Annotated in this window: 15 protein-coding genes; 10 read left to right on the top strand and 5 right to left on the bottom strand. The window is 53.5% G+C overall.

Going from position 1 to position 22,296, the window contains the following annotated elements:
* The first annotated feature begins 140 nt into the window (after nucleotides 1-140).
* Nucleotides 141-629, top strand: a complete 489-nt coding sequence (locus tag J0A68_RS01715) for a hypothetical protein (RefSeq protein ID WP_206576456.1) — start codon at nucleotides 141-143, stop codon at nucleotides 627-629.
* A gap of 195 nt (nucleotides 630-824) precedes the next feature.
* Here J0A68_RS01715 and J0A68_RS01710 read toward each other — a convergent pair whose 3' ends face one another.
* A complete protein-coding gene (locus J0A68_RS01710; protein WP_206576455.1) occupies nucleotides 825-1,847 on the bottom strand; it encodes a glycoside hydrolase family 43 protein in 1,023 nt (340 codons plus the stop codon).
* A gap of 276 nt (nucleotides 1,848-2,123) precedes the next feature.
* Here J0A68_RS01710 and J0A68_RS01705 point away from each other — a divergent pair, with 276 nt between their 5' ends.
* Together J0A68_RS01705 and J0A68_RS01700 are read left to right on the top strand one after the other, a co-directional pair.
* Nucleotides 2,124-3,830, top strand: coding sequence for a hypothetical protein (locus J0A68_RS01705; protein WP_206576454.1), 1,707 nt, complete (start codon nucleotides 2,124-2,126; stop codon nucleotides 3,828-3,830).
* A 30-nt stretch (nucleotides 3,831-3,860) separates the two neighbouring features.
* Complete coding sequence (locus tag J0A68_RS01700; protein WP_206576453.1) at nucleotides 3,861-5,834, top strand: ATP-binding protein; 1,974 nt, start codon at nucleotides 3,861-3,863, stop codon at nucleotides 5,832-5,834.
* Between the two features lie 9 nt (nucleotides 5,835-5,843).
* Here J0A68_RS01700 and J0A68_RS01695 read toward each other — a convergent pair whose 3' ends face one another.
* Nucleotides 5,844-8,363, bottom strand: coding sequence for a hypothetical protein (locus J0A68_RS01695; RefSeq protein WP_206576452.1), 2,520 nt, complete (start codon nucleotides 8,361-8,363; stop codon nucleotides 5,844-5,846).
* A 405-nt stretch (nucleotides 8,364-8,768) separates the two neighbouring features.
* Here J0A68_RS01695 and J0A68_RS01690 point away from each other — a divergent pair, with 405 nt between their 5' ends.
* The 6 genes from J0A68_RS01690 (at nucleotide 8,769) to J0A68_RS01665 (ending at nucleotide 15,502) form a co-directional block, all read left to right on the top strand.
* The gene (locus tag J0A68_RS01690; protein WP_206576451.1) at nucleotides 8,769-10,928 is read left to right on the top strand and encodes a TonB-dependent receptor; all 2,160 of its coding nucleotides are present in this window, start codon (nucleotides 8,769-8,771) and stop codon (nucleotides 10,926-10,928) included.
* A gap of 10 nt (nucleotides 10,929-10,938) precedes the next feature.
* Complete coding sequence (locus J0A68_RS01685) at nucleotides 10,939-11,583, top strand: hypothetical protein (protein WP_206576450.1); 645 nt, start codon at nucleotides 10,939-10,941, stop codon at nucleotides 11,581-11,583.
* A 127-nt stretch (nucleotides 11,584-11,710) separates the two neighbouring features.
* The gene (locus J0A68_RS01680; RefSeq protein ID WP_206576449.1) at nucleotides 11,711-12,787 is read left to right on the top strand and encodes a sensor histidine kinase; all 1,077 of its coding nucleotides are present in this window, start codon (nucleotides 11,711-11,713) and stop codon (nucleotides 12,785-12,787) included.
* Nucleotides 12,784-13,536: a LytR/AlgR family response regulator transcription factor gene (locus tag J0A68_RS01675; protein ID WP_206576448.1), complete on the top strand. Its 753-nt coding sequence runs from the start codon at nucleotides 12,784-12,786 to the stop codon at nucleotides 13,534-13,536. The genes J0A68_RS01680 and J0A68_RS01675 overlap by 4 nt, the downstream gene beginning before the upstream one ends.
* A gap of 72 nt (nucleotides 13,537-13,608) precedes the next feature.
* On the top strand, nucleotides 13,609-14,421 hold the full coding sequence (locus J0A68_RS01670; protein ID WP_206576447.1) for a DUF4349 domain-containing protein: 813 nt from the start codon (nucleotides 13,609-13,611) through the stop codon (nucleotides 14,419-14,421).
* Nucleotides 14,422-14,593: 172 nt separating this feature from the next.
* Nucleotides 14,594-15,502 (top strand): cation diffusion facilitator family transporter, encoded by a 909-nt coding sequence (locus J0A68_RS01665; RefSeq protein ID WP_206576446.1) that lies wholly within the window; start codon nucleotides 14,594-14,596, stop codon nucleotides 15,500-15,502.
* Between the two features lie 11 nt (nucleotides 15,503-15,513).
* Here the strand turns inward: J0A68_RS01665 and J0A68_RS01660 are convergent, their stop codons facing one another.
* On the bottom strand, nucleotides 15,514-15,972 hold the full coding sequence (locus J0A68_RS01660; RefSeq protein ID WP_206576445.1) for a DUF4251 domain-containing protein: 459 nt from the start codon (nucleotides 15,970-15,972) through the stop codon (nucleotides 15,514-15,516).
* A 219-nt stretch (nucleotides 15,973-16,191) separates the two neighbouring features.
* On the opposite strand from J0A68_RS01660, the gene J0A68_RS01655 reads away from it, so the two are divergent.
* Complete coding sequence (locus J0A68_RS01655) at nucleotides 16,192-17,313, top strand: hypothetical protein (protein ID WP_206576444.1); 1,122 nt, start codon at nucleotides 16,192-16,194, stop codon at nucleotides 17,311-17,313.
* A 95-nt stretch (nucleotides 17,314-17,408) separates the two neighbouring features.
* On the opposite strand, the gene J0A68_RS01650 is transcribed toward J0A68_RS01655, so the two are convergent.
* Complete coding sequence (locus tag J0A68_RS01650; RefSeq protein WP_206576443.1) at nucleotides 17,409-21,038, bottom strand: amidohydrolase family protein; 3,630 nt, start codon at nucleotides 21,036-21,038, stop codon at nucleotides 17,409-17,411.
* Between the two features lie 217 nt (nucleotides 21,039-21,255).
* Entirely contained in the window at nucleotides 21,256-22,296 is a 1,041-nt protein-coding gene (locus J0A68_RS01645; protein WP_206576442.1) for an adenylate/guanylate cyclase domain-containing protein, read from the bottom strand.

The raw sequence follows: 22,296 nt of genomic DNA, 5'->3' as shown, positions 1-22,296 counted from the left end.
TAAAAAAGACAGGCTTCAAGAGCCGCAGTAGCCGTTCCAGTCGGTGGAGACACCGATCGGGGCGGGAGAGGTTTTTTCTTTGTAGCGCATGGCAGCGCTTTCCCGTTTCGATAATATCTTTTGACCAAAAACCTGTTCTTATGAATCGTGTGTGCTGCTTCCTAGTTTTTGCCATTTTTTTGATCACTTCCTGCAGAGAGGATGAATCTCCCCAAAGCTATCTGAACGGAACCTATGAAAATACCGGAACCAATGCCGAGACTGGAATTTCCTATGTGAGTCAGTACATTTTCAAAGGGGATGGGACATTTGAGCGGATTGGTCTGATTAGAGAGGAAGGACAGCTGCTCGGGTATAATTTCTATTCCAAAGGCACCTACTCGCTTCGCGGGGAGGAGTTCACCATAAGCGACGGGCAGATGGCCGGCGTGAACTATGGGGACTATCCGGAGGGATATGTCGCGAGCCTGGAGCTGCTGGAGGACTATGCTATCGAGCCCCTGGAGTCAAAAGGCACGTTGCGGCAGCTCGACGGTGGCGATAGGATAGGGATTCTGCTCGAATGCAATGACATGATCGGCTATGCCGCCATGTGTATGGGCGAGCAGATCTACGAAATGGTGGATTGACTTGGTCAAAAAGACAACAGGTAAGCCCCGTGGTTTCCTGTTGTTTTATTTTTTGAGCAAAAAGTAAAATAGCAGAAATCTTATTTTACTTTCCTACCTCTGAACTTGCACAAGACGGCTTACTACTTACCACTAGCCTAATCTCCTGTACTTTCCCCCGAGCTTCCTACTTCCTACTTCCAACTTCCCGACTTCTTACTTCACTGGATTTGCCGCCACGCCCTCAAAGGTCATCTGGACAGGCTTGATGGTCCCGTCTTCATTGAACTCCATCACGTCGATGCAGGTCACCCGGTGGTCGCGTCCTTCGTTTGGAATCGGGCGACGGTGATAGACCATGTACCATTCGTCGGTGCCGGGTTTTTGGATCACCGAGTTGTGGCCAGCTCCGGTGGCGATGGTGGTGTCGGCCTCCAGGATGGTGCCGATGCGGCGGTAGGGGCCTGTAGCTTTTTCGGCCATGGCATAGGCGACTTTGTAGCTGTCATTGGTCCAGCCACCCTCTGACCACATGAGGTAGTAGGTGCCGTTTCTCAAAAACATAAAAGGTCCCTCTACATAGCCTTCTGGAGTGATTTCGTGGAAAAGCTGGCCATCTTCCCAAGGCTCGAAACCCGTGAAATCGGCATTCAGCTTGCCGATGTTGCAATGGCTCCAGCCTCCATAGAAGAAGTAGTGCGTGCCGTCTGTATCCCTAAACACAAACTGGTCGATAGGCTGGGCGCCGTTGTGGAAATCCGAAAGCAGGGGTTTGCCGAGGTAGTCCTTGAAAGGCCCTCCCGGGCTATCCGCCACAGCCACGCCAATACCGCCAAAATGGTTGATGTCGTTGTCCGGATCGTAACCGGGACGCTCTGGCGTGAGCGGATCGTTGGCTGCGAAAAAGAGGTAGTATTTGCCGTCTTTTTCGATGGCGGCCGGAGCCCACATGGCCTGTCTCGCCCACTTGACCGCTGATGAGTCCAGGATGCGCTCGTGCTTTTGCCAAGTCACCAAGTCTTTGGAGGAAAAGGCATCAAAGTGCATCTGCTCTTCAAATGCAGCCGAAAAGGTCGGATAGACCCAATATTCATCCCCGAAGACTATCCCCTCCGGATCGGCATACCAGCCTTCAAAGATGGGGTTGCCAGAGAGTGGGGCATCTTGCGAGCTCTCGGTCTTGGGAGAGCTGCAGGCAAAAGACAGGGCTAGGAGTGGGGCTAGGAAATTGATTTTCATGCGGGGATCGTTTGCTTCCAAAAAAAGACAGCCTAAAGAAATGCAATCTTTCCCAATAGATTGGCCAAATGGGCCTCTATTTCCAGAAGCGGCGCCCTGTCGCCTCGCGCCTGGCTCGGCGGGACTAATGTTCGCCTTTGTTTTTTTAATAGGCGAAGAATCAATAACTTCTAAAGTAGATGTGTCTAAGATTGGCTGGGACGGATTCCATGTGTATCCGGGGGTGTTGGCAAGAGGGGTGGAATCGTCCGATTGACCTGTACTCCCTGTTTGCCTATGAAAACGATCCGGATTTTTATTGCTTCTTCTTCAGAGCTGAAAGAGGATAGGGATCAGTTTAGGCTGTTTATCAGCACAGAAAACGACCGGTTGCACAAAAAAGGGCTGTATCTCGAGCTGGTGCAATGGGAGTATTTCTTGGATGCGATCTCGGACACCCGACTGCAAAGCGAATACAATGCGGCGATCAGAAGCTGTGACATCGTCCTTTGCCTGTTTTTTACCAAAGTCGGAAAGTACACCGCCGAGGAGTTTGATACCGCCTACGAGATTTTCAAGGACCAGGGCAAACCACGCATCTGGACATACTTCAAGAATGCCCAGATCAACACCGGCGCCATCACCGAGGAGATCAATACCCTGCTGGCGTTTAAGAAAAAGATCGGCGATTTGGGCCATTTCCATACGGAGTATTCCAACATCGACAATCTCATCAACAAATATCGGAGCCAGCTGGACTTGCTTTTGCCAAGCTTTGAGGCCGAGGCGACTGCCGGCACGCTGGATACCAAGCCGGCAGACAACGGAGGAGAGGCTACAGCTCCTCCCGCCAACCACTTCAACGAGCTGCTGACTTCCCGGCTACTGCTGGCCATACGTCCCCACCATCGCAAGGCGGAGGATTTTTTGGCATACAATGGCGACTGGGCAGAAAATGATACCCTGGTCCGCACGGCCAAACAGATCATCATCAACGCCTACGTGGGTGTGGTGGGCGTGCAGATCCGCAAGCTGATGTCCATCGGGGAAGAGGATTTCTCCAGAAGCAAGATGGAGCGCTACCTCGAAAACTGCCATATCACGGCAAAAAGAAGCATTCAGCTGCTCTGCTATGCGCTGCTGTCCAAGCTCTGGGATCATCAGGTGCTCAGCAAAATCGACTTCTCTCGGGCACAGTCGGAGGGATTGACCAAGTTTTTCAGAAACGCCGCCGAAGAGGATCTGCTTGGCTTTTTGGATTTGCTCCGGCTGCTCCTGGACATTTTCTCCGGCAAAAAGCTGGATATACTTCTTTCCGAATCTCTGGCCCTTTTGCCAAAGCTCAGCGAAGGGAGTCAGCTCTTCGGCGCCTGCGCAAAGCTCGCCGAAATTCCCCAGCTTCTGGAGAGCCGAAGCTACGGCCCGGCAGATTGCCTGGAGGCGGAGACCAACCTGGCGACCGTCTTGGAGGAGCTGGCATTTTTGGCGGAGTATCGGATGATTTCCATCAACGAGATAGATTTCAACCAACAGCGAAACGATCAGCAAGGCCTCTACCTGCACAATTACACCCTGCTGGTAGGCGAGAGCCAGGCCAAAAACGGCAGCCAAAACAAAGTCCGGAGGGAGTCTTCGCCCGTGATATCCCATGCGGTGATCTTGTTCAAGGACAACTATCGGGACAACATCAACCTGGACCCTTTTATCATCGACTTCAATGGCCTCGCCCTCTCTGGAGGCTCCAAAATCTGCTTTTATTCCCATTGCAATACCTTCGGCAACCTCGATTTGAACTTCAGCTTCATCGAAGACAACAGTCTGGAGTCTATCCGAAAATCAAACAATCCGAAACCGGACGAGGCCAACCTAAACTCCCTGAATGCCTGGCTTTCCAAAAGGGAAAATCGGCGGGACATGAACTTCGACAAGGTCTATAGCTTGTTTTTCGAAGCGAAAAGAGCGCTCACGGGAGTAGAGGAGGAAGTTGACGACGATTCCTTTTAAAGTATCGACCATCCGATAAAGACCAACCCTATGAAAACGTATCCCTTCAAATTTTTGGACTCGTACGAGCGCAAGGACAGGAAGGTGTTTTTCGGGAGAGACGAGGAGATACGCAGCTTGTATGAGATGGTGTTCCAGTCTTCGGTGGTGTTGGTGTACGGCGCGTCGGGTACGGGCAAGACCAGCCTGATCAACTGTGGCTTGGCGGGCGAGTTTCAGCCCCATGATTGGCTGGCGCTCATGGTCAGGCGGGGGAGCGACATCAACAGATCCCTCGAGGCGGCACTGGAGCAGGCAGGCGGCAAAGTCGATCCCGATGCCGTCGAGTCCAAGTGGCTGGATGAATGGGAGGAGGAGCCGAGCGCGCCCTCTGTCGCACTGACGTCCATCGCCAAGTCCATCAAGGCGGTGTACCGCAAGTCTTTCCGACCGGTCTATTTGATTTTTGACCAGTTTGAGGAGCTTTTCATCCTTGGCACGGCCGCTGAGCAACAGGAATTCATCGAGACGCTGAAGGGGATTTTGCAGTCAGGTTTGCCGGTGAAAGTCCTTCTTTCGATCCGGGAGGAATACCTCGGCCATTTGTTTGAGTTTGAGCGGGCTATTCCCCAGCTCCTTCGGAAAAAGCTGCGCGTGGAGCCGATGAACCTGGCCAAGGTGAAAGATGTCGTCACTGGCGTCGCAGCCCATGAAGACTCCAATGTCAGCATCAAAGCGGGAGAAGAGGATGCCGTCGCGGAGGCTATTTTCCAAAAAATCAAAGGGGACAAAAAGTCCCTGACCATCCAGTTGCCTTTTTTGCAGGTCTTTTTGGACAAGCTCTACCTGAACATCACCGGAGACCGGAGTCGGGAAGCGGCGGCGGAGTTTTCCTTGGAAAAGGTGCGGGAAATGGGCCAGATCGGCGACATTCTGAGCAACTTTTTGGAAGAGCAGGTGGCTGAGATTTCCAGCGGCTTGAAGCAGCAACATCCCCAGCTCCACCCAGAGCTCACTTGGAAAATCCTCTCGCCCTTTGCCACCCTGGAGGGTACCAAAGACCCGATTACCAAAAAGGAATTGCTGGATCGCCTGCCAAATCTGGATCCCAGCATGGTGGAGGACGTGGTGGATGCTTTTTCCAACAGCCGCCTTCTGAGGTTTAACGAGAATACCGGCACCTACGAGATCTCCCATGACTCCCTGGCAAAGCCCATCGCCGAAAAGCGCAGCGTGGAAGAAACCGCCCTGCTGGAGGTGAAGCGCCTGATCAAAAGCCAGATCGGAGTGAAGAAGGAAGCGCGGGAATATTTTTCCGAAAAGCAGCTGGTGTACATCGAGCCCTACTTGGACAAATTCAAGCAGACGGAAGAGGAGCGGGACTGGATCGAAAGGAGCCGGGAGTTTTTGCGGGCGGAGAAGCAGCGGGAAGCCAAGCAGAAATACGATGACCTGGTCAAAAGCAAAAAGTCCATGTTTTTGAAAATAGCGGTGGGTGTTTTCGTGGTTTTGGCGGGACTGTTCATTTTTATCGCTTTTCGCGCGCAGCGGAATGCCCTGGCGGCACAGCAAGCGGCGATCAGTGCCGAGAGCGCCAATGCTACCTCCACCGAATTGCTGAATGAGGTGCTGGGCAGCTCTGGGGAGAAATACGAAAACCTGACCAACGAAGAAATCCAGGCCATCATCCATCGGGAAAAGACCTATCCCCTGGACAGCCTGATCGAGGTGAGAGCCTCCGTCAGCCCTTCCAACGCCGGGGGAAACAACCGGAACTACACCATGTGGCTGGACTTTCCGCTCCTCAGAAAAGACGAAATCAAAGAAGTCCACTACAATTTCTGCGAAGGCTTTATCGACCAAAAGCGTATTTCAAACGACCCCAGCTCTTCCTTTTCCATAGGCTACTTGGGCTATGGCTATTGCCCGGAGATGAAGATCGATATTGTCCGCTTTCAGGGAGACACCATCCATCGCTACTTTTCCTTTGAAGACTATTTCCGCGAAAATCCCCCAACTGACTGAGCCCTTTTCCTATTGGATGATGCCGATCAGTCCGGCCTTGCGTAGATACTCCTGCGCCGAGATCTCCCCGGAAAGATCCAGCTCCACAGTGCCGCTGCCCAGGTTGAGATGGAAATGGTAGACGAAAACGGACAGCGTTTTGTCGCTTAGGGTTTTGTTTTGGAGGTCAGTCGGGAGCTGGTCGTAGCTGTTTGCTATGAGATTCTCTGCAAACTGGGGCGTCATGCCGTTGCGGCTCATGACCGTGGCCTTGGATGACACGACCAGCGCAAACATGCGGTAGTCGAATTCCAGGTCGAAAAACATGGATTTGAAAATCTCATAGTAGGAGAGCTTCTGTTCTCCGGCAAGGCTTTTCACGAAGCGCTTGTCAGCCGCCACCGCTGATCCGTCCAGGTTAAACTTTTCCAGACTGGTCGTCATCGCATAGCCGTCTGAGGCATAGTAGTAGTGGAGCTGCTGCCCGTAGCCGGCGGCGAGGAATTTGCTCCGAAGGAAGCCATCCACCTGCCCAAGCGTACGCAGCTCAGGCTTGAAGTTCCTTTTAATCAAGCTTGCCGAAGCCAGTGGGGCCAGCTCTGGGAAAAAGAGAGCACTACGTACGGGCGCGGCCTGCATATTTTCCAAGAAATCAACAACTCCGTCACTTTCAGATTCCGAGAGTACCAATTCTCTCGAAAAAGGAAACGGAAATTTTTCCTGCAGTTGCGAAAACAGAACCTCGATCGCTTCCGGATTGAGCTCTCTCATGACAAACGCGTCGTTTTCTTGACCGAGAGAAAAGAGGAAATCGTCGTAGCTGTCGTAAAGCTGCTTCACGTCAAATCCTGTAGGGATAGAGAATTGGTCGGAGGCGAGGTATTTGAACTGGATAAACTTCGAAACCAGATCCAGCTTTGGAAGCATTTCATAGGTCTGAGTGATTTTGTCAAATTCCCAGTTTGGCGGTTCGGGCCCTCGATTCTCCAATACCGACAAGTCCAAGCGGATGGAATAGAGCTCGGAAAGTCTTTTAAGTCCCTCGAAATCATATTCTCCGGCGTTTTTTGCTTTGTAGAATATGCGCTGAAAATCTGGGTAAATATCCTCGTTGAAGTAGGGCGTGAATGCCGACTTCAGACCGTTGATCCTGCTGTCCAGCACATGGATGTCCTCGGAATCGAACTGGATAAGCTCGTGGAAATGGCGCTTTTCTTCGCTCCAGCCGCTATCTGTTTGGGAAAGGTTGAAGTGGTCGATGCCCTTTTCCAGCGCCTCTTTCCATTCGACCAGTGTTTGTCGGAGGATGTTTTTTCGCGATCGGTAGAGGAGGCGGCTTAGGTTTTCGTACAGCAAGGCCTGGGTGAAATGGCTGAGCTCGGGATTTTGCTCCGCAAAGTCCGAATTCCAGCTTTCCCTGAGTTCTTTCTCGTGAAACTCAAGCACGGAGGCAATCTGGCTGTTGCTTTGGCTTTCAAAATTCGCCTGAATGATGGACAGGTTGATATAGGCCTGGGCGGTGGCGTAGGACGCATAGGGGAATTTTGCCCTAAGGTCCGCATAGACTCGATCTAGCTCCTCCTGGTCGAGCTCCCCGGCGAGGAAGGCGTCGCTGTCGTCGGTGAGCTGGTCGAGGAAAAGCCTGTCCTCGATATCATCTCTGAAGATGTGAAAGGAGTTGTAGAGCCTGTAGCTCTGAAACGGGGAAAGCGCGTCGGCGTGGCTCGTCGAAGCGAGGCGTTTCAGCTGGACATAGCGGGAGATCAGGTCCAGCCTATCGTCGAGGAGATAGCTCGTCCCGACGGGGTTTTCGTAGGCGGAGTAGTCATAGTTGCGCTCGGCATGGCTGTAGCGCGAAGGGATGGGAAGGGTGTTCGGTCCAAAATCGTAGCTGTATTCGCTGTAGTCATTTTCGACGATGGACGAGTTGAATTCTATCGAGAAAATGGCCGCCAGATAGGCTAGGGAGTCGATTTCGAAGCTGTCCGAGTTTTTTGCCTTCAAGAATATCCGCTTGAAATCCGGGTAGATGTCCTCGTTGAAGTAGGGTGTAAACAGGCTTTTCAGCTCAAACAACTCCCGATGCAAGATCGAATAGGACGCCTCCTCAAACTTGATCAGTTCAAAAAAGGGGTTTTGCTCAAAGTCCGGTAACCTGGACTTGGAGCGGTTGAAATAGTCGATGGACTTTTCCAGGCTTTCCTTCCATGTCAAGAGCCTGTCTCGGCTGATCTCGGACTTCGTACGGAAGAAAAACTTGGCCTGGACGTAGTACAGGAGGGAATACGAAAAATTGTACAAGGCGGCATTGTCGTCCAAAAAGGCCGGATCGGTGATCGAGCCCAACTCCTCCATCTCAAAGGCCAGAATCCGGTTGATACGCTCTTCGGGCATTCCCTCAAAAAACTCCTTGGTGAGCGTCAGGTTGATGTAGGCCTGCGCCAAGACGATGGAATCGTTTTTTACCGGCGGAGGGGATTCTTGGGAAAAAGCCCCTCCCGTCGACAGTGCGAACCAAAGGAAGAAAAGAATGCCTTTAAAAGGTCTCATTTCATAGCATTGCGAAAAGTTCAGGTGGAATAAACGATGGCAAAATGCCGATTCCATTTCTTAATATATGGCTAATTGTTCTTTTTGGCTTTATAAAATCGGCATTATTCTGCATTTAGTCTATGAAAAAATGGACTTATGGTTTTTTCGGGAATTGGGGTACGCGGCCATTTTTGGAGAAAAAACCGGCGACTTCCCATTTTTCATCCGGAGGCTTTGAAAGCAGGGAAGTCAAAAAAAGCTTCCATTTTGGCTGATCTGGGGTGGATAGGCCTAGAAAGTGTTTCGCAGAGGAAATGTTCAGTCAGCGGAGCCTGCATTTCAGTCCCACTTTATGACACTTCAGTCACCTTCGGTTTTTAGACTGGGCTAGCTTGGGCAGGTTTGGTTCAAATACGAACCGAAATGAAAATCCGACTGATACTTTTCCTCTACTTTTTCCTCAGCCAAACCTTTGTTTTTGCCCAGTCCATTCTTTCCGGAGCCGTGCTGGACGAAAAATCCAAGCCTCTTCCCGGAGTCAATGTGTATATTAAAGGAAGCTTTGACGGGGGCAGCTCAGACAGCAACGGCGCTTTCCGCTTCGAAACCAGCGAATCCGGCAAGCAGATGCTGATCTTCAGCATGCTGGGGTTTGAGTCCCAAGAGCTGGAAGTCGAGCTCAGCGGATCAGAGCTGAAGCTGCCAAGCCTGCAGCTGCGGGAAGAATTCAACGAGCTCAACACCGTGACCATCTCCGCAGGGGCCATGGAGGCATCGGATGAGAAAAAGTCCGTGATCCTTCGCCCCCTCGACATCGTGACCACGCCCTCTGCCAATGGCGATATCATCGGAGCCTTCCAGACCTTGCCGGGTACCAGCACTGTGGGAAACGACGGACGCCTTTTTGTGAGGGGTGGCGATGCCAGTGAGGTGGGGATCTACATCGACGGCCTGAAGGTCGCCAACTCCTACGGCACCACCGCCGCCAACGTCCCCACCCGCAATCGCTTCAACCCAAATCTTTTCAAGGGAACCTTCTTCTCCACCGGCGGCTATTCGGCCGAGTATGGCCAGGCCCTTTCCTCCGCTTTGGCGATGAATACCAAGGATGTCGCCGCCCGGAGCCAAGGCGATCTTTCGGTGCTTTCCGTGGGCGCGGGCTATTCCCACACCCTGGCCAGCGACAAGCAGAGCATCTCCCTGAGCGGGAATATCCTCGACCTGGCTCCTTACCAGTCCTTGGTCAAGCAGAATTTTGAGTGGGAGCGGGCACCGCATGGCTGGGATCTGGAGCTTGCCGCCCAGAGCAAGCTGAAAAAGGGCGGCCTGCTGAAAGTCCTCGCGCGCACCGAGGCCGGCGCGATGGAACTCTGGCAGGCCATGCCGGGAATCGACGGAAAAGGCGTCTTGGTCAACCTGAAAAACAGCTATTCCTACGCCCAGACCAACTGGAGAAAGGCCTACGAGCAGGGTTGGACGCTATTTGCGGGCGCATCCTATTCCCACAATAGAGACCAGGTAAGCTATGACTCGGTAGCCGTGGATCGAAGAAACGACCTCAGCCATTTCAAATTCACCGCCGTCAAGGACTTTTCCGGTCGGCTTTCCGCCAAAAGCGGGGCAGAGCTTTTCGCCCACTCCTACTCTGAAAAGCTGGTCCGATCCGAACTCAGCCGGAGTTTTGACGACAGGGAAAGCTACCTCTTCACCGAGTGGGATTGGTACCTGAGCCGGAAGTTTGTCCTTCGTGGCGGACTGCGTGGCGGCTATTCTTCCCTGGCGGAAAAGAGCTGGCTCGATCCCCGGGCTTCCTTGGCCTACCAGGTTTCGGAAAACGGGACGCTCTCGCTTGCGGCCGGTAGCTTCCACCAATTGCCTGTGGATAACTTCCGTGTTTTGAATCCGAATCTGCAAAACTCCCAGGCCAAGCACCTGATATTGAACTACCTGCTGCAAGCTGAGGGCATCACCTTTCGTGCCGAGACCTTTTATAAATCTTATGAGGATCTGGTTCTTTTCGAGGGAAATCCACAAAGTCCCAGCCTGCTGCAAAATGGCGGCGAGGGCTATGCGAAGGGTTTTGATGTCTTTTTTCGTGACCGAAAAAGCCTGAAAAACACCGACTACTGGATCACCTACAGCTTTGTGGACAGCAAACGCAGCTACCACCAATACGTGACCCAGGTCCAGCCGGACTTTGCGCCCAAGCACAACTTCTCGGTGGTGGTGAAGCACTTCGTCTCCTCGCTGAAGTCCCAGATCGGTGCCTCCTTTTCCTTCAATGACGGCTATGCCTACACCAACCCCAATCTGTCCGGTGAGATGAACTCCAAGACACAAGCCTACCAAAACCTCAGCCTCAGCTGGAGCTACCTTCCCAAGCCCAACCTGATCATCCACGGCGCAGTCACCAATGTGCTCGGTGCCGACAATATTTTCGGATACACCTACACGGCACGACCCGACGAGGTCGGACACTACGCTTCCCTGCCTATCCAGCAGTCCGCACCGCGCTTCATCGTGCTCGGTGTATTCCTGACCCTCTCCAAAGACAAAAACGCAAACATGCTAAACAACCTCTAATCTCCATACCATGAAAAAGTTATCCACAACCCTCGCCTTGGCTTTTGCCTTCATCTTCTCCGCTTTCTGCTCCGATCCGGCCTATGAAAACGCCATGAAAAAACAGGTCAATGCCATGAAAACCATCCGCACGCTGGAGGAGTCCCAGGCCGTGACCAACGCCTTTCTCCGCATCGCCGAGGCCAAGCCCGAAGAGTGGCTGCCACTCTACTACGCCGCCTATTTGCAGACTACGGCTGCTTTCCGATTTGATGTCAGCAAAGACCAATACCTCGACCAGGCAATGGCTTTGGTAGAAAAAGCCGAGAAAATCGCTGTGGATAATTCCGAAATCACCGCCATGAAAGGCTACGTGGTCATGGGAAAAATTTCGATCGACCCAGCCTCCCGCGGCCAGAGCATGAGTCCCCAAGCGATGCAGCTTTTCGGCAAAGCCATCAACCTGGATCGGGAAAATCCCCGTGCCCTGATGCTCATGTCGCAGATGGAGCAGGGCATGGCCCGCTTCTTTGGCTCTGGGCCGGAGAAAGCCTGCGGCCTGGCAAGAAATGCCCTCGATCTCTATGCCAAGGAAGAGACCAAGGTAGGCGAAGACTACATCCTTCCTACCTGGGGCAAAGGCCAAGCCGAGCAGGTGGCCGGTGCCTGCAAGTGATTGCTTCAGCTCACTAGGCCAACTCCAGTCTCCTGCACCGGCCTGGGACTGGAGTTGTTGTCTAATCCGTGGACAGTGGTCTGTCGACCGTTGACAATTTTGAAAACCCTTTTTCCTATCTTCCGACATGACTGCAACGACCGTTGACCCAGCCTGCCGAGGGCAGAGCGATTTCTGGTACGATACCAAGAAGTTTATCCTGATCAACCTCGGCATCGCCCTCAGCCTCCAATTGGTGTTCTGTGCTCCCTGCTTCTTGTCTTGGGAAGGTATCAAGGGAATGGTTCCCGACTTCCTGTTTTCATTCACCATCTCTTCCCTGTTGAGCTTTGGCGGCAGCCGGGTAGAGCATTTTCTGGATGCCAGGATGTCTTGGGTGCACAGTCCGGTGAGGCGTCTCTTGCTCACCACTGGCTTGTACCTAGCCTATGCTTTTGCCGTCAGCTTTGTGGTGGTCTTTGTCTACTACTGGCTGCTCACGAGATTTTCCCTAGACCAGATCCCCTGGGACTACCTCTTGCGATTTAGTCTCACGCCCATGTACATCGCGTTGGTGTTTATGGCGATCTTCACCAGCAGGTCTTGGCTTTTGGAGTGGAGAAAGTCCGCCATCGAGGCAGAGCAGCTGCGCTCCGAAAAGCTCGCCAGCCAAAACCAAAGCCTCAAAGACCAGCTCAATCCGCATTTTCTCTTCAATTCCCTGAACACGCTTTCCAATCTCGTCTATGAGGACGCCGACCGCTCGGCGGCTTTTATCCAAAAACTCTCCCGCATCTACCGCTATGTGCTGGAGGTGCAGCAGGAGGAGCTGGTCAGCTTGGATAGGGAGCTGGACTTCGCGCGCAACTTTCTGGAGCTTCAGAAAATCCGTTTTGGCGAAAACCTGAACTTCGCCATCAAGGTACCTTCGCCGCAGGGCTTCTTTTTGCCGCCGCTCTCCCTGCAGCTTTTGCTCGAAAACGCCATCAAGCATAACATCGCCTCGACCGACAATCCGCTCTTTATCCACATCCTCCAAAAAGAAGGGGAGCTGTGGATAAGCAACACGTTCCAGCCCAAATCCAGCCAGAGTGAGCCCTCGACCGGCGTCGGGCTGAACAATATCCGCTCACGCTACCTCCTTCTCAGCAAGGCCCAGCCGGAGGTGATCCAGGCCGAACACGAGTACCTCGTCAAACTGCCCCTACTCATCCTACAGCAATGAAGATCCTGATCATCGAAGACGAAAAACCAGCCGCGACCCGATTGGAAAGGCTGCTCGCCGGCCATTTTCCGGAGGTGCATTTTGGGGAAAACCTCGACACGGTCACCAAGGCTTTGCGCTGGTTTGGGGAAAATGCCGCGCCCGACCTCATCTTTTGCGACATACAGCTCGCGGATGGGATCAGCTTCGAGATTTTTGAGAAAGTGAACGTTTCGGCTCCGGTGATCTTCACCACCGCCTATGACCAATACGCGATCCGGGCCTTCCAAGTCAACGCCATCGACTACCTGCTCAAGCCCATCGATCCCGTCGACTTGGAACGGGCTGTGGATAAGTTTAAGTCCCGGCAGGTGAAGCCGGTGCTGGATTTGGACTTGCTAAAGGGACTGCTCCAGCCGGAGAGGAAGGTGTTCAAAAACCGCTTTCTGGTGCGCTTCGGCGAAAAGATCCAAAGCGTCCCGGTGGAGGAGGTGGCTTTCTTCCACAGCGAGGAGCGGGTGACTTTTTTGCAGACTTTTGCCGGGAAAAAATACGTCCTAGACTCCACGCTGGAGCAGGTCGAGAGCCAGGTGGACCCTGCGCTTTTCTTCCGTCTCAACCGAAAGTACCTCGCCAAAGTCGATGCCGTCGAGGAAGTCCTGACCTACTCCAACAGCCGCCTGAAGGTCAAGCTCAGCAACTGTGCAGACCATGACATCCTGGTCAGCCGCGAGAAGGTGGGTGATCTGAAAGGGTGGCTGGATCGGTGACCCGTTAAATTTTATCTCCTTCTCGTCACAAACCCCCGTCTTTGGCGTTTTACTTTTTTATAGATTCCGGCTATGAAACTCCTTTTGCTCAAGCTACCCATCCTTTTCGGATTTATTGTCGCTGCGTGCGGCACGCAAAACAGCACCGATCTAGCGGTGGAATCGGTTGCTTCTTTTGAAGAGGTGGCAGATCCGGCCCAGTCAGGTCAGTCTGGTGAAGAGATGCCGCTCGCGGAGCGGAAGGTGATCAGGGAAGGGGAGATCTACTTTGAGTGCAGCGATATCCAAGAGACGAGCACTTTTCTTCGAAACGAGGTGTCCGCATCCAAAGGCTATATCTCAAACGAGTCATCCGACAGCTACGGGGAGCGAACCGAACGGCGCATGAGCGTGCGTATTCCCTCCGATCAGCTCGATGGACTGCTGCAAAAGATCCAGTCCCACGCAGTCCACATAGAGAGTATGAACATCCGTAGCGAAGACGTGACGGAGCAGTACATCGATGTGGAAGCCCGGCTGAAGACCAAAAAAGAGCTGGAAACCCGGTACATGGAGCTGCTGAAGCAGGCTCGCAACGTGGAGGAGATCCTTGGCCTGGAGCGTGAGCTGGCCAATGTGCGAGGGGAAGTCGAATCCATGCAGGGACGGCTCAACTACCTGGGAGATCGGGTGGCGCTCAGTACGCTCACCGTTTCGTTTTATGTGGAGGAAGCTAGGGAGTTTGGCTTTCTGAAAAAGGCAACCGAGGGAATCGGAGCCGGCTGGGAAAACCTGCAATGGTTTGTGGTGTTTCTGATCAATCTCTGGCCCTTTGTGCTCTTTTTTGGGGTCTTGCTTTTTTGGCTCTTGAGGAGAAAAAAGACCCCGCCGCCTCCTATGCGGTAGATTTTGCCGCTGGTATTTTGAGTATTCGGAAAAAACCAACGCTCCAAGAAGTCATCAGCGATAACCCTCCAAGGGTTCGAAACCCTTGGAGGGTTCTTCGTAAGTTAAACCCTCCTTCTGCAATGCGGGTGCAGAAATCGGCTGGTTTTGAAAAGGCGCTATCTTTAGAATCATGTCGCATGACCATCACCACCATCATCACCACGATTCGGGAAAGAGCCTGAAGACGGCCTTCTTTCTCAATCTGGCCTTTACCATCATCGAACTGGTAGGGGGCTGGTATGTGAACAGTGTCTCCATCGTATCCGACGCGGTGCATGACCTGGGGGACTCGCTCTCGCTGGGCACATCTTGGTACCTGGATCGTCTCTCTAAGAAAAAGGCCACCGATTCCTATTCCTTTGGCTACCGCCGGTTTTCCCTGTTGGGTGCGCTGATCAACGCGATCGTGCTGATTTTGGGGTCGGTCTTTGTGATCAGGGAAGCCATTTTGAGAATACTGAGCCCCGAAGAATCCGATGCGCAGGGGATGCTCTACTTCGCCATCCTCGGCGTGGCGGTCAATGGCTACGCGGCTTGGAAGCTGAGCAAGGGCAAGACGCTGAACGAGCGGGTGATCTCTTGGCATTTGGTCGAGGACGTGCTGGGCTGGGTGGCTGTGTTGATCGTGTCAGTCGTGCTGCTTTTTTACCCCAGCCCCTACCTTGACCCGGCGCTTTCGCTGCTGATCTCGGTCTATATCCTCTGGAATGTGGCCAAAAGGCTGCAGGAGACGGTTTTTCTTTTCCTCCAAGGCCAGCCTACAGATGTGGATAAGTCAGGCATCGAAGCCGAAATCCGCCAGATCCCCCATGTGGGATCGACCCATCACACGCACATCTGGTCACTGGACGGAGAGCATCATGTCTTCACCACCCACGTGAAGCTGAAACCGATTGCCTCCTTGGATGACTTGCTGGAGGTGAAAAACGAACTCAAGCGGATCATGAAAAAGCATCCTTTCGAGCACTACACCATCGAGACGGAAATCGACCGGGAAGACTGCGTCCTGCTCAAGGGAGAGCACCACACCCACCACTGAGGCGAAGGGCCTTATTTGATGAACCCGGTGTAGGACATGGGCTCCTTGCTGTTGCTGGTCACCCTGAGGGAAGCGTTGCCTTTGGACTGGATGGTGAGGAAGACGGAGCGTACGTCGCTGGACTCCTTGGGCTCGATGGTGATGTCCCAGCCTCCCTTTTTTCGCGGTTTTACACTGTAGTCAAATTCGGAAAAATCAAACTTCAGGCCGATGTCCGTACTTCCGGGAGTGCCTTGATAGGACCTGCCAAAGAAGGGCAGGTTTCCGGTCACTTTTTCCGGGCTCACCTCCAGCGTATAGCCCGGGTCGAGCTGGATCATCCTTCCCCGCACGCCCGACGCTTGCCGTCCCTCAAATACGAAGGTTTTGGTGTCTACTGCCTGCTGTAGCTTTTCGGGGTCGGTCTGCTGTGCGCTGGCAGCAGCCATGATGCTGAGGCAAAAAAGGAAGAGGAATGCTGGCTTTTTCATACATCGGGGAAGTTTGATGGTAGCTTTAAGTTAAAGAGATTTTGTCAAAATCGGTTTTTGCCCTGCCCAGTCCAAAGGCTCAAAAGGCGGTCAGAAAGCCAAAATTTCATCGATTTCACAGATTTCAAAAATGACTTTCGTCATGAATTATGGCAACGAGCCGATATACCTTTGGTTTGGTCTATATTGTTTACTGCCAACTAAATCTACACACCGCTTATGAGACGAATACTTTTACTCGGATTTGTTCTTGCATTTTTCTTGGGCAGCGCCCGGGCTCAGGTTTTTTCCAACAGGGAGGTTGGGGAGAAAAAGGAAAGAATCATAGACAGCGTCAAGATGGCCGAGTACCCCTACGCCCTGCCTATTCTGGGGGACAAGGCTGCCGGCTTGGGCTTTGAGTTGCCCTACTCCGCAGGGGTCAGCATGCAGGTTTTTTGGCAGGAATCCGACCTGATCATTGACAACATGTCCATAGGCTTCAACGGAAGCCAGATGGTAAACGTGGACGAGATCGTGCGTTTTGACGTGGCCAGGGCTAGGGCGAGCTCGGTCACCGTGCGTCCGGATGTGTGGCTTTTCCCTTTCCTCAACGTGTACGGCATCCTCGGCAAATCCCAGGCATCCACCGAAGTTGGCTTTGGGGTTTATCTGCCGGATGCTGAAAATAACTTCAATGAAGTCCTCTCGGCGAACACCCTGATCGAGTTCAACGCAACCAGTTTTGGCTTGGGAATGACCCCGACGATTGGTATTGGCGGGGGATTTATGGCTTTGGATATGAACGTGGCTTGGACCGACGTGCCCCAGCTGAACAAGCCCGCCAAGACTTTTGTCTTCGGGCCGAGATTTGGAAAGCGCTTTAACCTGAAAAAGCCAGAGCAGAACATCGCGGTTTGGGTGGGTGGATTCCGTGTGAAGCTCAATTCCGAAACCGTCGGATCAATTGCCTTGGATGAGGTGTTTGACACCTCGGGCTGGGGTAGCCGAGTGGAGAGTGGCATGGAAAAGGTGGAGACCGCCCAAGGAAACGTGGATGCGTGGTGGAACGGCCTCAGCGATGCCCAGCAAAACAACCCGATCAACAAGGCCAAATACAACAAGGCCAACCAAGTCCTGGGAACTGCCAGCGAGTTTTTGGTCGCCGCGGACGGTGCGCTCAGCAACGTTGCCAACTCTACCGTGCAGTATTCCATGGACAAGCGGCCTGCCGATATGTGGAACTTCATCGTCGGAAGCCAGTATCAGCTCAATAAGCATTTTATGCTGCGTGCCGAATATGGCTTTCTCGCTTCGCGCGTCCAGTTCATCGGAGGGTTGCAGTATAGATTTGGACTGTAGGTTCCCCCTGACAGAGTCGTCTCTTGCCTTCCAAATAGAAAGAGGCTGCCCCAGATCGGGGCAGCCTCTATTTTTTGCATTTGGCTAGCTCGGGATCAATCCATCACAGCGGTATTGACCGTTGGGGCTTCTTTCGTCCAGGAGCTCACATCCAGCTTGCGGGGAGTGGGCAGGATTTCATCCAGGGTATTTCCGTCATACACCCGGCCGTTTTTCACGACATGGGTGATGGAGTTGGTATTTCGGATATTTTCCAGCGGGTTTCTTTCCATGATCACGAGGTCGGCGAGTTTCCCCGCTTCGATGCTGCCCAGCTCCTGATCCAGTCCCAAGGCTTCCGCTCCGAGAATGGTAGCGGTCTTGATCGCGTCCAGGTTGCTCATGCCGCCGCTGGCCACAGACCAAAGTTCCCAGTGATAGCCCAGTCCCTGTAGCTGTCCATGGGAGCCCACTCCAGCCAGTCCTCCTTGGGATACGACGGAATTGACACCTTTCGCATGCTTTTGGAAGACATGGTCCTCGGGTGCAAACCAGCCGCCTAGGCTTCCTGCGCGACGTCGGGCTTTGGAGTTCATCTCGTTGTAGGGAGTGAAGCGGTTCAGCTTGGGATCGTGGAGTGGACTTTCGGTGGTGTAGTAGAAGTTTTCGGCCCATGGGCCGCCGTAGGCTACCAGCAGGGTCGGGGTGTAGGCCATCTTGCTTTCCGCAATGGTCTGGGTCACGTCGCTGTACAGCGGGTAGATGGGGATGGCATGCTCATGGCCAGGATAGCCGTCAAAGAGCTGGGTCATATTCAGCTTGTAATCCAATCCACCTTCTGTCGTAGGCATGAGTTCTTGCTCCTTGGCAGCCATGATGACCCACTGGCGATGCTGGCGGTTGCCGACCAGGTACATTTTGATGTACTGGGTGTTGTAATACTTGCTGTACTGCTTGAGGACATTTTTGGTCTGGTCGAGCGACTTCATGTTGTACATCCAGTAGCCTACACCGGGACCGGTGGAGTAGACACGTGGGCCGGGTACCATGCCAGCCTCGACCATGTCGCCATAGGTCAGGACATCGGTAGTGGCAGTCTGCGGATCACGGGTGGTGGTCACGCCGTAGGCTAGGTTGGCTGCATAGATCCACACGGTGTTCTTGTGCAGACCCCAGGTCGGCCACATGTGTGCATGGGTATCGATGAAGCCTGGGGTGATCGTCTTGCCGGAAGCGTCGATGACCTTGGCATTGCCCGCGTCTAGGGAGCCGGTGGCACCGACTGCCTTGATTCGGTTGTTTTCGATGAGGATGTCGCCATTCTCTATGACTTCCGCCCCCTTCATGGTGACGATTCGGGCGTTTTTCAGCAAGATGCTCCCCGCAGGGGTGTCTTTGGCAAAGTACACTTTGACCTGCTTTTCATCGGGCTTGTAGCTTTCCTTTTCCTTCAGCTTGGCCTTGTGAATGCTGTCGGCCTTGAATTTTTCCTTGTCCGCTTTGAAGAGGGAGTCAATGCGCTTTTTATCCGCTTTGGCCAGCGAGTCAGCGAGCTTTACCGCATCCTCTCCCTTGGCTTTCAAAGTCGCCACACTGTCTGCGTCGGCAAGGGTCTTGGCTTTTTTCGCAGCCTTCACAGAGTCTTCGATGTACTGTGCCCGGTCGATGTCATAGACCCAGTGTCCATTTCCCAGTGACCAGTGGACTTTTTTTCCATCTGCCTCCCAAGCTGGCCATTCTCCTCCGATCTCGGTGAGCTGGCGGGAAGGGAAATTGCTGCTGGAGGGATCGGCGACGTTGATGGTCGGTACTTTGCCGGCGACCGGGATGGTCACTACGTAGACGTTGTTGTTGACTTGGGCCAAAGCCTTGTTGCCGACTGGGGCCATGTAGATGGTGCTGGCGCTTGCCGGCATCATTTGGGGCTCTTGGGCACCGGCGCTTTGCGGCAGCATGCAATAGTTCACCGCGTCTGCATTGGAGATCGGCTTGCCCATCACGTAGCGGACGGTGGAAAACTCTTCTGCGTTCGCATGGTCATGGCCTGCATGGGGATCGGCGACCGAGCCAAAGGGCGTGATGCCGGTGATTTTGGCGTAGACCTTCTCGTCCGTGCCGTCCCACTTCACACTCAGCAGGGCACCGCCTGGGCCGTTTAGGAAAATTCTGCTGGAGTCGTTGGTGAAATGCGGATTGCCGTAGTTGCCTGCGTCCATGACTTTTCTGAAAGAACCTCCCGAGGCCGGGATCCAAGCCAAAATGGCTTCCGCTCCACTTATACCAGGCCCCTCAGCCTCTTGCAGCAGCCGGTTTGAACCCTTGTAAACCAGGATTCTGTTGTTTGGCCCCCAGATCGGAGAGTAGTACAGGGAAGACTCGTTGGTCAATCGGCTGACCGAGCCTCTGCCCGCAAGCGAGGCCTTGTAGAGATGCCCGCCGTTTTTTTCCTCCCAGGTGGTGAAGACCAGCTGGGTGCCGTCAGGACTCCAGGATGGCATCGCCTCGGTAAATTCGTTGGTGGTGACACGCTTGGGGGCACCGTCTGGATAGTCCATCACGTAAAGCCTGTTAAGCGCGGTGAAGGCCAGTTTTTTCCCGTCAGGAGAAGGGACAGCGTCACGGATCTGCGTGGCCAGCCTGGCAGTGGTGTCTTTGATCTCGTAGTTGAAGTAGAGTCGCGGGCCCATGGCCAGCTTGACGTCGGCTTCGAAGGGGATCTCGGCTGGCGCTGTTCCGTCCACGGAGAGTTTCCAGATTTTGCCCCCGTAGGAGGCGATGATGTTTTTGCTGTCGGGTGTGAAAGCCATCGCGGGAAGCACGCCTTGGGGGGCGATGGATTCCTGCTCGTCACGCTGGACGGGATAGGCCAGCCATTTTTCCTCGCCGGTTTTCAGGTTTCTGAGCACCAGGCCGGTCTTGTCTTCCCAGCGGGTGCCATAGACCATCCATTGTCCGTCTTTGCTCAGCGTAGGGGTGAAAGCCGAGCCATAGCGGGAGGTGATGGTCGAGAGCTCTCCTTTTTCAAAATCATAGGTGCCGATCTGATACTGGGGCAAGAGGGCATTGTAGTTCCAGGAGCCGTTTCGCTGCGAAAAGTAGATTTTCTTTCCATCCGGACTCACGAAAGGATCGATGGTCTTCATCGAGCTCGGGTTTTCGTTGAGCTGGATCCCGCCGCCGCCGTCCTTGTGGTACATCCAGAGCTTGGTGATTCGTCTGCCTTTTGCGACGATGATGTACTCGCCGTCAGGAGTCCAGTGGGCTCCGGGCACGTCGCCGTTTTTGTCCTTGGTGACCTGGACGGTGTCCTTTTTTGCCTGGTCTATGTACCAGAGGTTGTCGCTGCCGGCGCGGTCGGAGGTGAAGAGGATCTTGTCTCCGTCAGGTGAAAATCTGGGATGCGTTTCATAGGCGATTCCCGTCGTGATCGGTGTGGCTTTGCCGCCCTCGATGGGGATGGTGTAGATGTCGCCCATGAGGTCAAAGGCCAGCGTCTTGCCGTCGGGACTCACGTCGATGCTCATCCAGGTGCCTTCTTTGGCCGTAAACTTCACCTCCCGCTCCGGCTTGAGGGGAAGGTCTTTGAATTTGGGATAGTTGAGGCTGTCTTTTTTTAGGGTATCAGCAAGCGGAATGGCTTTGCGGGAGAGGGGGAGCAGCTCTTCTCCGTCCTTGGGCACCATCGCCGCAAAACTGACCGAGACACCTAGCGCTACCAAAAGTGCGGGTTGGGTTAGTTTTCTCATATGAGTTGGGTTTGGGCAATTAATCTACTCGGAATCTTTGGTTTTATGCAAGCGCTGGGACGCGGCGCATGAAAATAGATCGGATTCGGACAATTTTCGAAATTATATTCGCTATCGGGAGCTTGCCCGATGCGTAAAAACGGATCTGCCTTGTGGCTGAATCTTTGGCTTTAATCCGGTCTCGAAAAAAAATGATTCTTAGCCTCAGCAATGCTGCCTAGCCCAATACCTCAAACACCTTGACGGCATTTGCTTTGTTTTTTAGCCTCATCTCCCCGACTGGCTGCACGTCGAAGGTTTCTCTTATCTTTTCCGCACAGCGGTCCAGCATGAGGATCTGGCTGGGGCTGGCGGCGCTTTGCAGGCGGGAGGCGATGTTGACCGCATCGCCGATGACGGTGTAGTCCAATCGTTTGAGCGACTTGGAGCCGATGTTGCCGGATACCATTTCACCGGCATTGATCCCGATCGATACCTGGGGCTTGAAGTGGGATTTTTCGGAATATTCGGGGATAGCGTCCATTTTGTTGCGGATGGCCAGACAGGCCTTGACCGCTCTGGAGAGGTGGTCGGGCCCTTGGAATACTGCCATCACGGCATCGCCGATGAATTTGTCCACACTTCCCTTTTGGTCGATGATCTCCCGCACCATGAGGTCAAAGTACTCGTTGAGCAGGCCCACGACGACGTTTGGCTCTTCGTTTTCGGAGATTTTGGTAAAACCCACCAGATCGATAAAGGCCACTGAGGCTTCGATGGTGTCGTTTTCCATCAAGGCGGTTTCGATTTCTTTTCCCCCCATGAAGCTCAGCACCGTCTCGTCCACATACATTTTGAGGATGTTGTTTTCACGCATGGCCTGGAGCGTGCCCTTGATTTGGTTGATGTAGCCGAGGGTTTTTTCGATGGTGATCTCCAAGTCCTGGAAGTCCACCGGCTTGGTCACAAAGTCGAAGGCGCCCAGGTTCATCGCCTTGCGGATGTTTTCCATGTCCCCGTAGGCGGAGATGATGATGGTCTTGACCAGGGGGTTTTTCTCCTTGGTATTGGACAGGAGCGTGAGTCCGTCCATCACGGGCATGTTGATGTCGCTCAGGATCATGTCCACGTCGGGATGATCCCTGAGCGTTTCCATTGCCAGTTGGCCATTGAGCGCAAACAGCATTTCGTACTCTCCGGCCCGGATTTTCTGGCGATACTTCTGGCGGAAAAGCATCTCCAAATCTTCCTCGTCATCGACTACCAGTATTTTCGCCAT

The organism is Algoriphagus oliviformis, assembly GCF_017254915.1.
GTDB lineage: Bacteria > Bacteroidota > Bacteroidia > Cytophagales > Cyclobacteriaceae > Algoriphagus > Algoriphagus oliviformis.
Note: the sequence above shows the minus strand (reverse complement) of the source record. Positions and strands in the feature narration are given on the sequence as shown.

Excerpts from the sequence above, each read along its gene's own strand:
- J0A68_RS01655 (WP_206576444.1), top strand. The coding sequence starts at position 16,192 with ATGAGACGAATACTTTTACTCGGATTTGTTCTTGCATTTTTCTTGGGC.
- J0A68_RS01695 (WP_206576452.1), bottom strand. The coding sequence starts at position 8,363 with ATGAGACCTTTTAAAGGCATTCTTTTCTTCCTTTGGTTCGCACTGTCG.
- J0A68_RS01680 (WP_206576449.1), top strand. The coding sequence starts at position 11,711 with ATGACTGCAACGACCGTTGACCCAGCCTGCCGAGGGCAGAGCGATTTC.
- J0A68_RS01660 (WP_206576445.1), bottom strand. The coding sequence starts at position 15,972 with ATGAAAAAGCCAGCATTCCTCTTCCTTTTTTGCCTCAGCATCATGGCT.
- J0A68_RS01645 (WP_206576442.1), bottom strand. The coding sequence starts at position 22,296 with ATGGCGAAAATACTGGTAGTCGATGACGAGGAAGATTTGGAGATGCTT.
- J0A68_RS01685 (WP_206576450.1), top strand. The coding sequence starts at position 10,939 with ATGAAAAAGTTATCCACAACCCTCGCCTTGGCTTTTGCCTTCATCTTC.
- J0A68_RS01705 (WP_206576454.1), top strand. The coding sequence starts at position 2,124 with ATGAAAACGATCCGGATTTTTATTGCTTCTTCTTCAGAGCTGAAAGAG.
- J0A68_RS01675 (WP_206576448.1), top strand. The coding sequence starts at position 12,784 with ATGAAGATCCTGATCATCGAAGACGAAAAACCAGCCGCGACCCGATTG.
- J0A68_RS01715 (WP_206576456.1), top strand. The coding sequence starts at position 141 with ATGAATCGTGTGTGCTGCTTCCTAGTTTTTGCCATTTTTTTGATCACT.
- J0A68_RS01700 (WP_206576453.1), top strand. The coding sequence starts at position 3,861 with ATGAAAACGTATCCCTTCAAATTTTTGGACTCGTACGAGCGCAAGGAC.
- J0A68_RS01690 (WP_206576451.1), top strand. The coding sequence starts at position 8,769 with ATGAAAATCCGACTGATACTTTTCCTCTACTTTTTCCTCAGCCAAACC.
- J0A68_RS01650 (WP_206576443.1), bottom strand. The coding sequence starts at position 21,038 with ATGAGAAAACTAACCCAACCCGCACTTTTGGTAGCGCTAGGTGTCTCG.
- J0A68_RS01670 (WP_206576447.1), top strand. The coding sequence starts at position 13,609 with ATGAAACTCCTTTTGCTCAAGCTACCCATCCTTTTCGGATTTATTGTC.
- J0A68_RS01665 (WP_206576446.1), top strand. The coding sequence starts at position 14,594 with ATGTCGCATGACCATCACCACCATCATCACCACGATTCGGGAAAGAGC.
- J0A68_RS01710 (WP_206576455.1), bottom strand. The coding sequence starts at position 1,847 with ATGAAAATCAATTTCCTAGCCCCACTCCTAGCCCTGTCTTTTGCCTGC.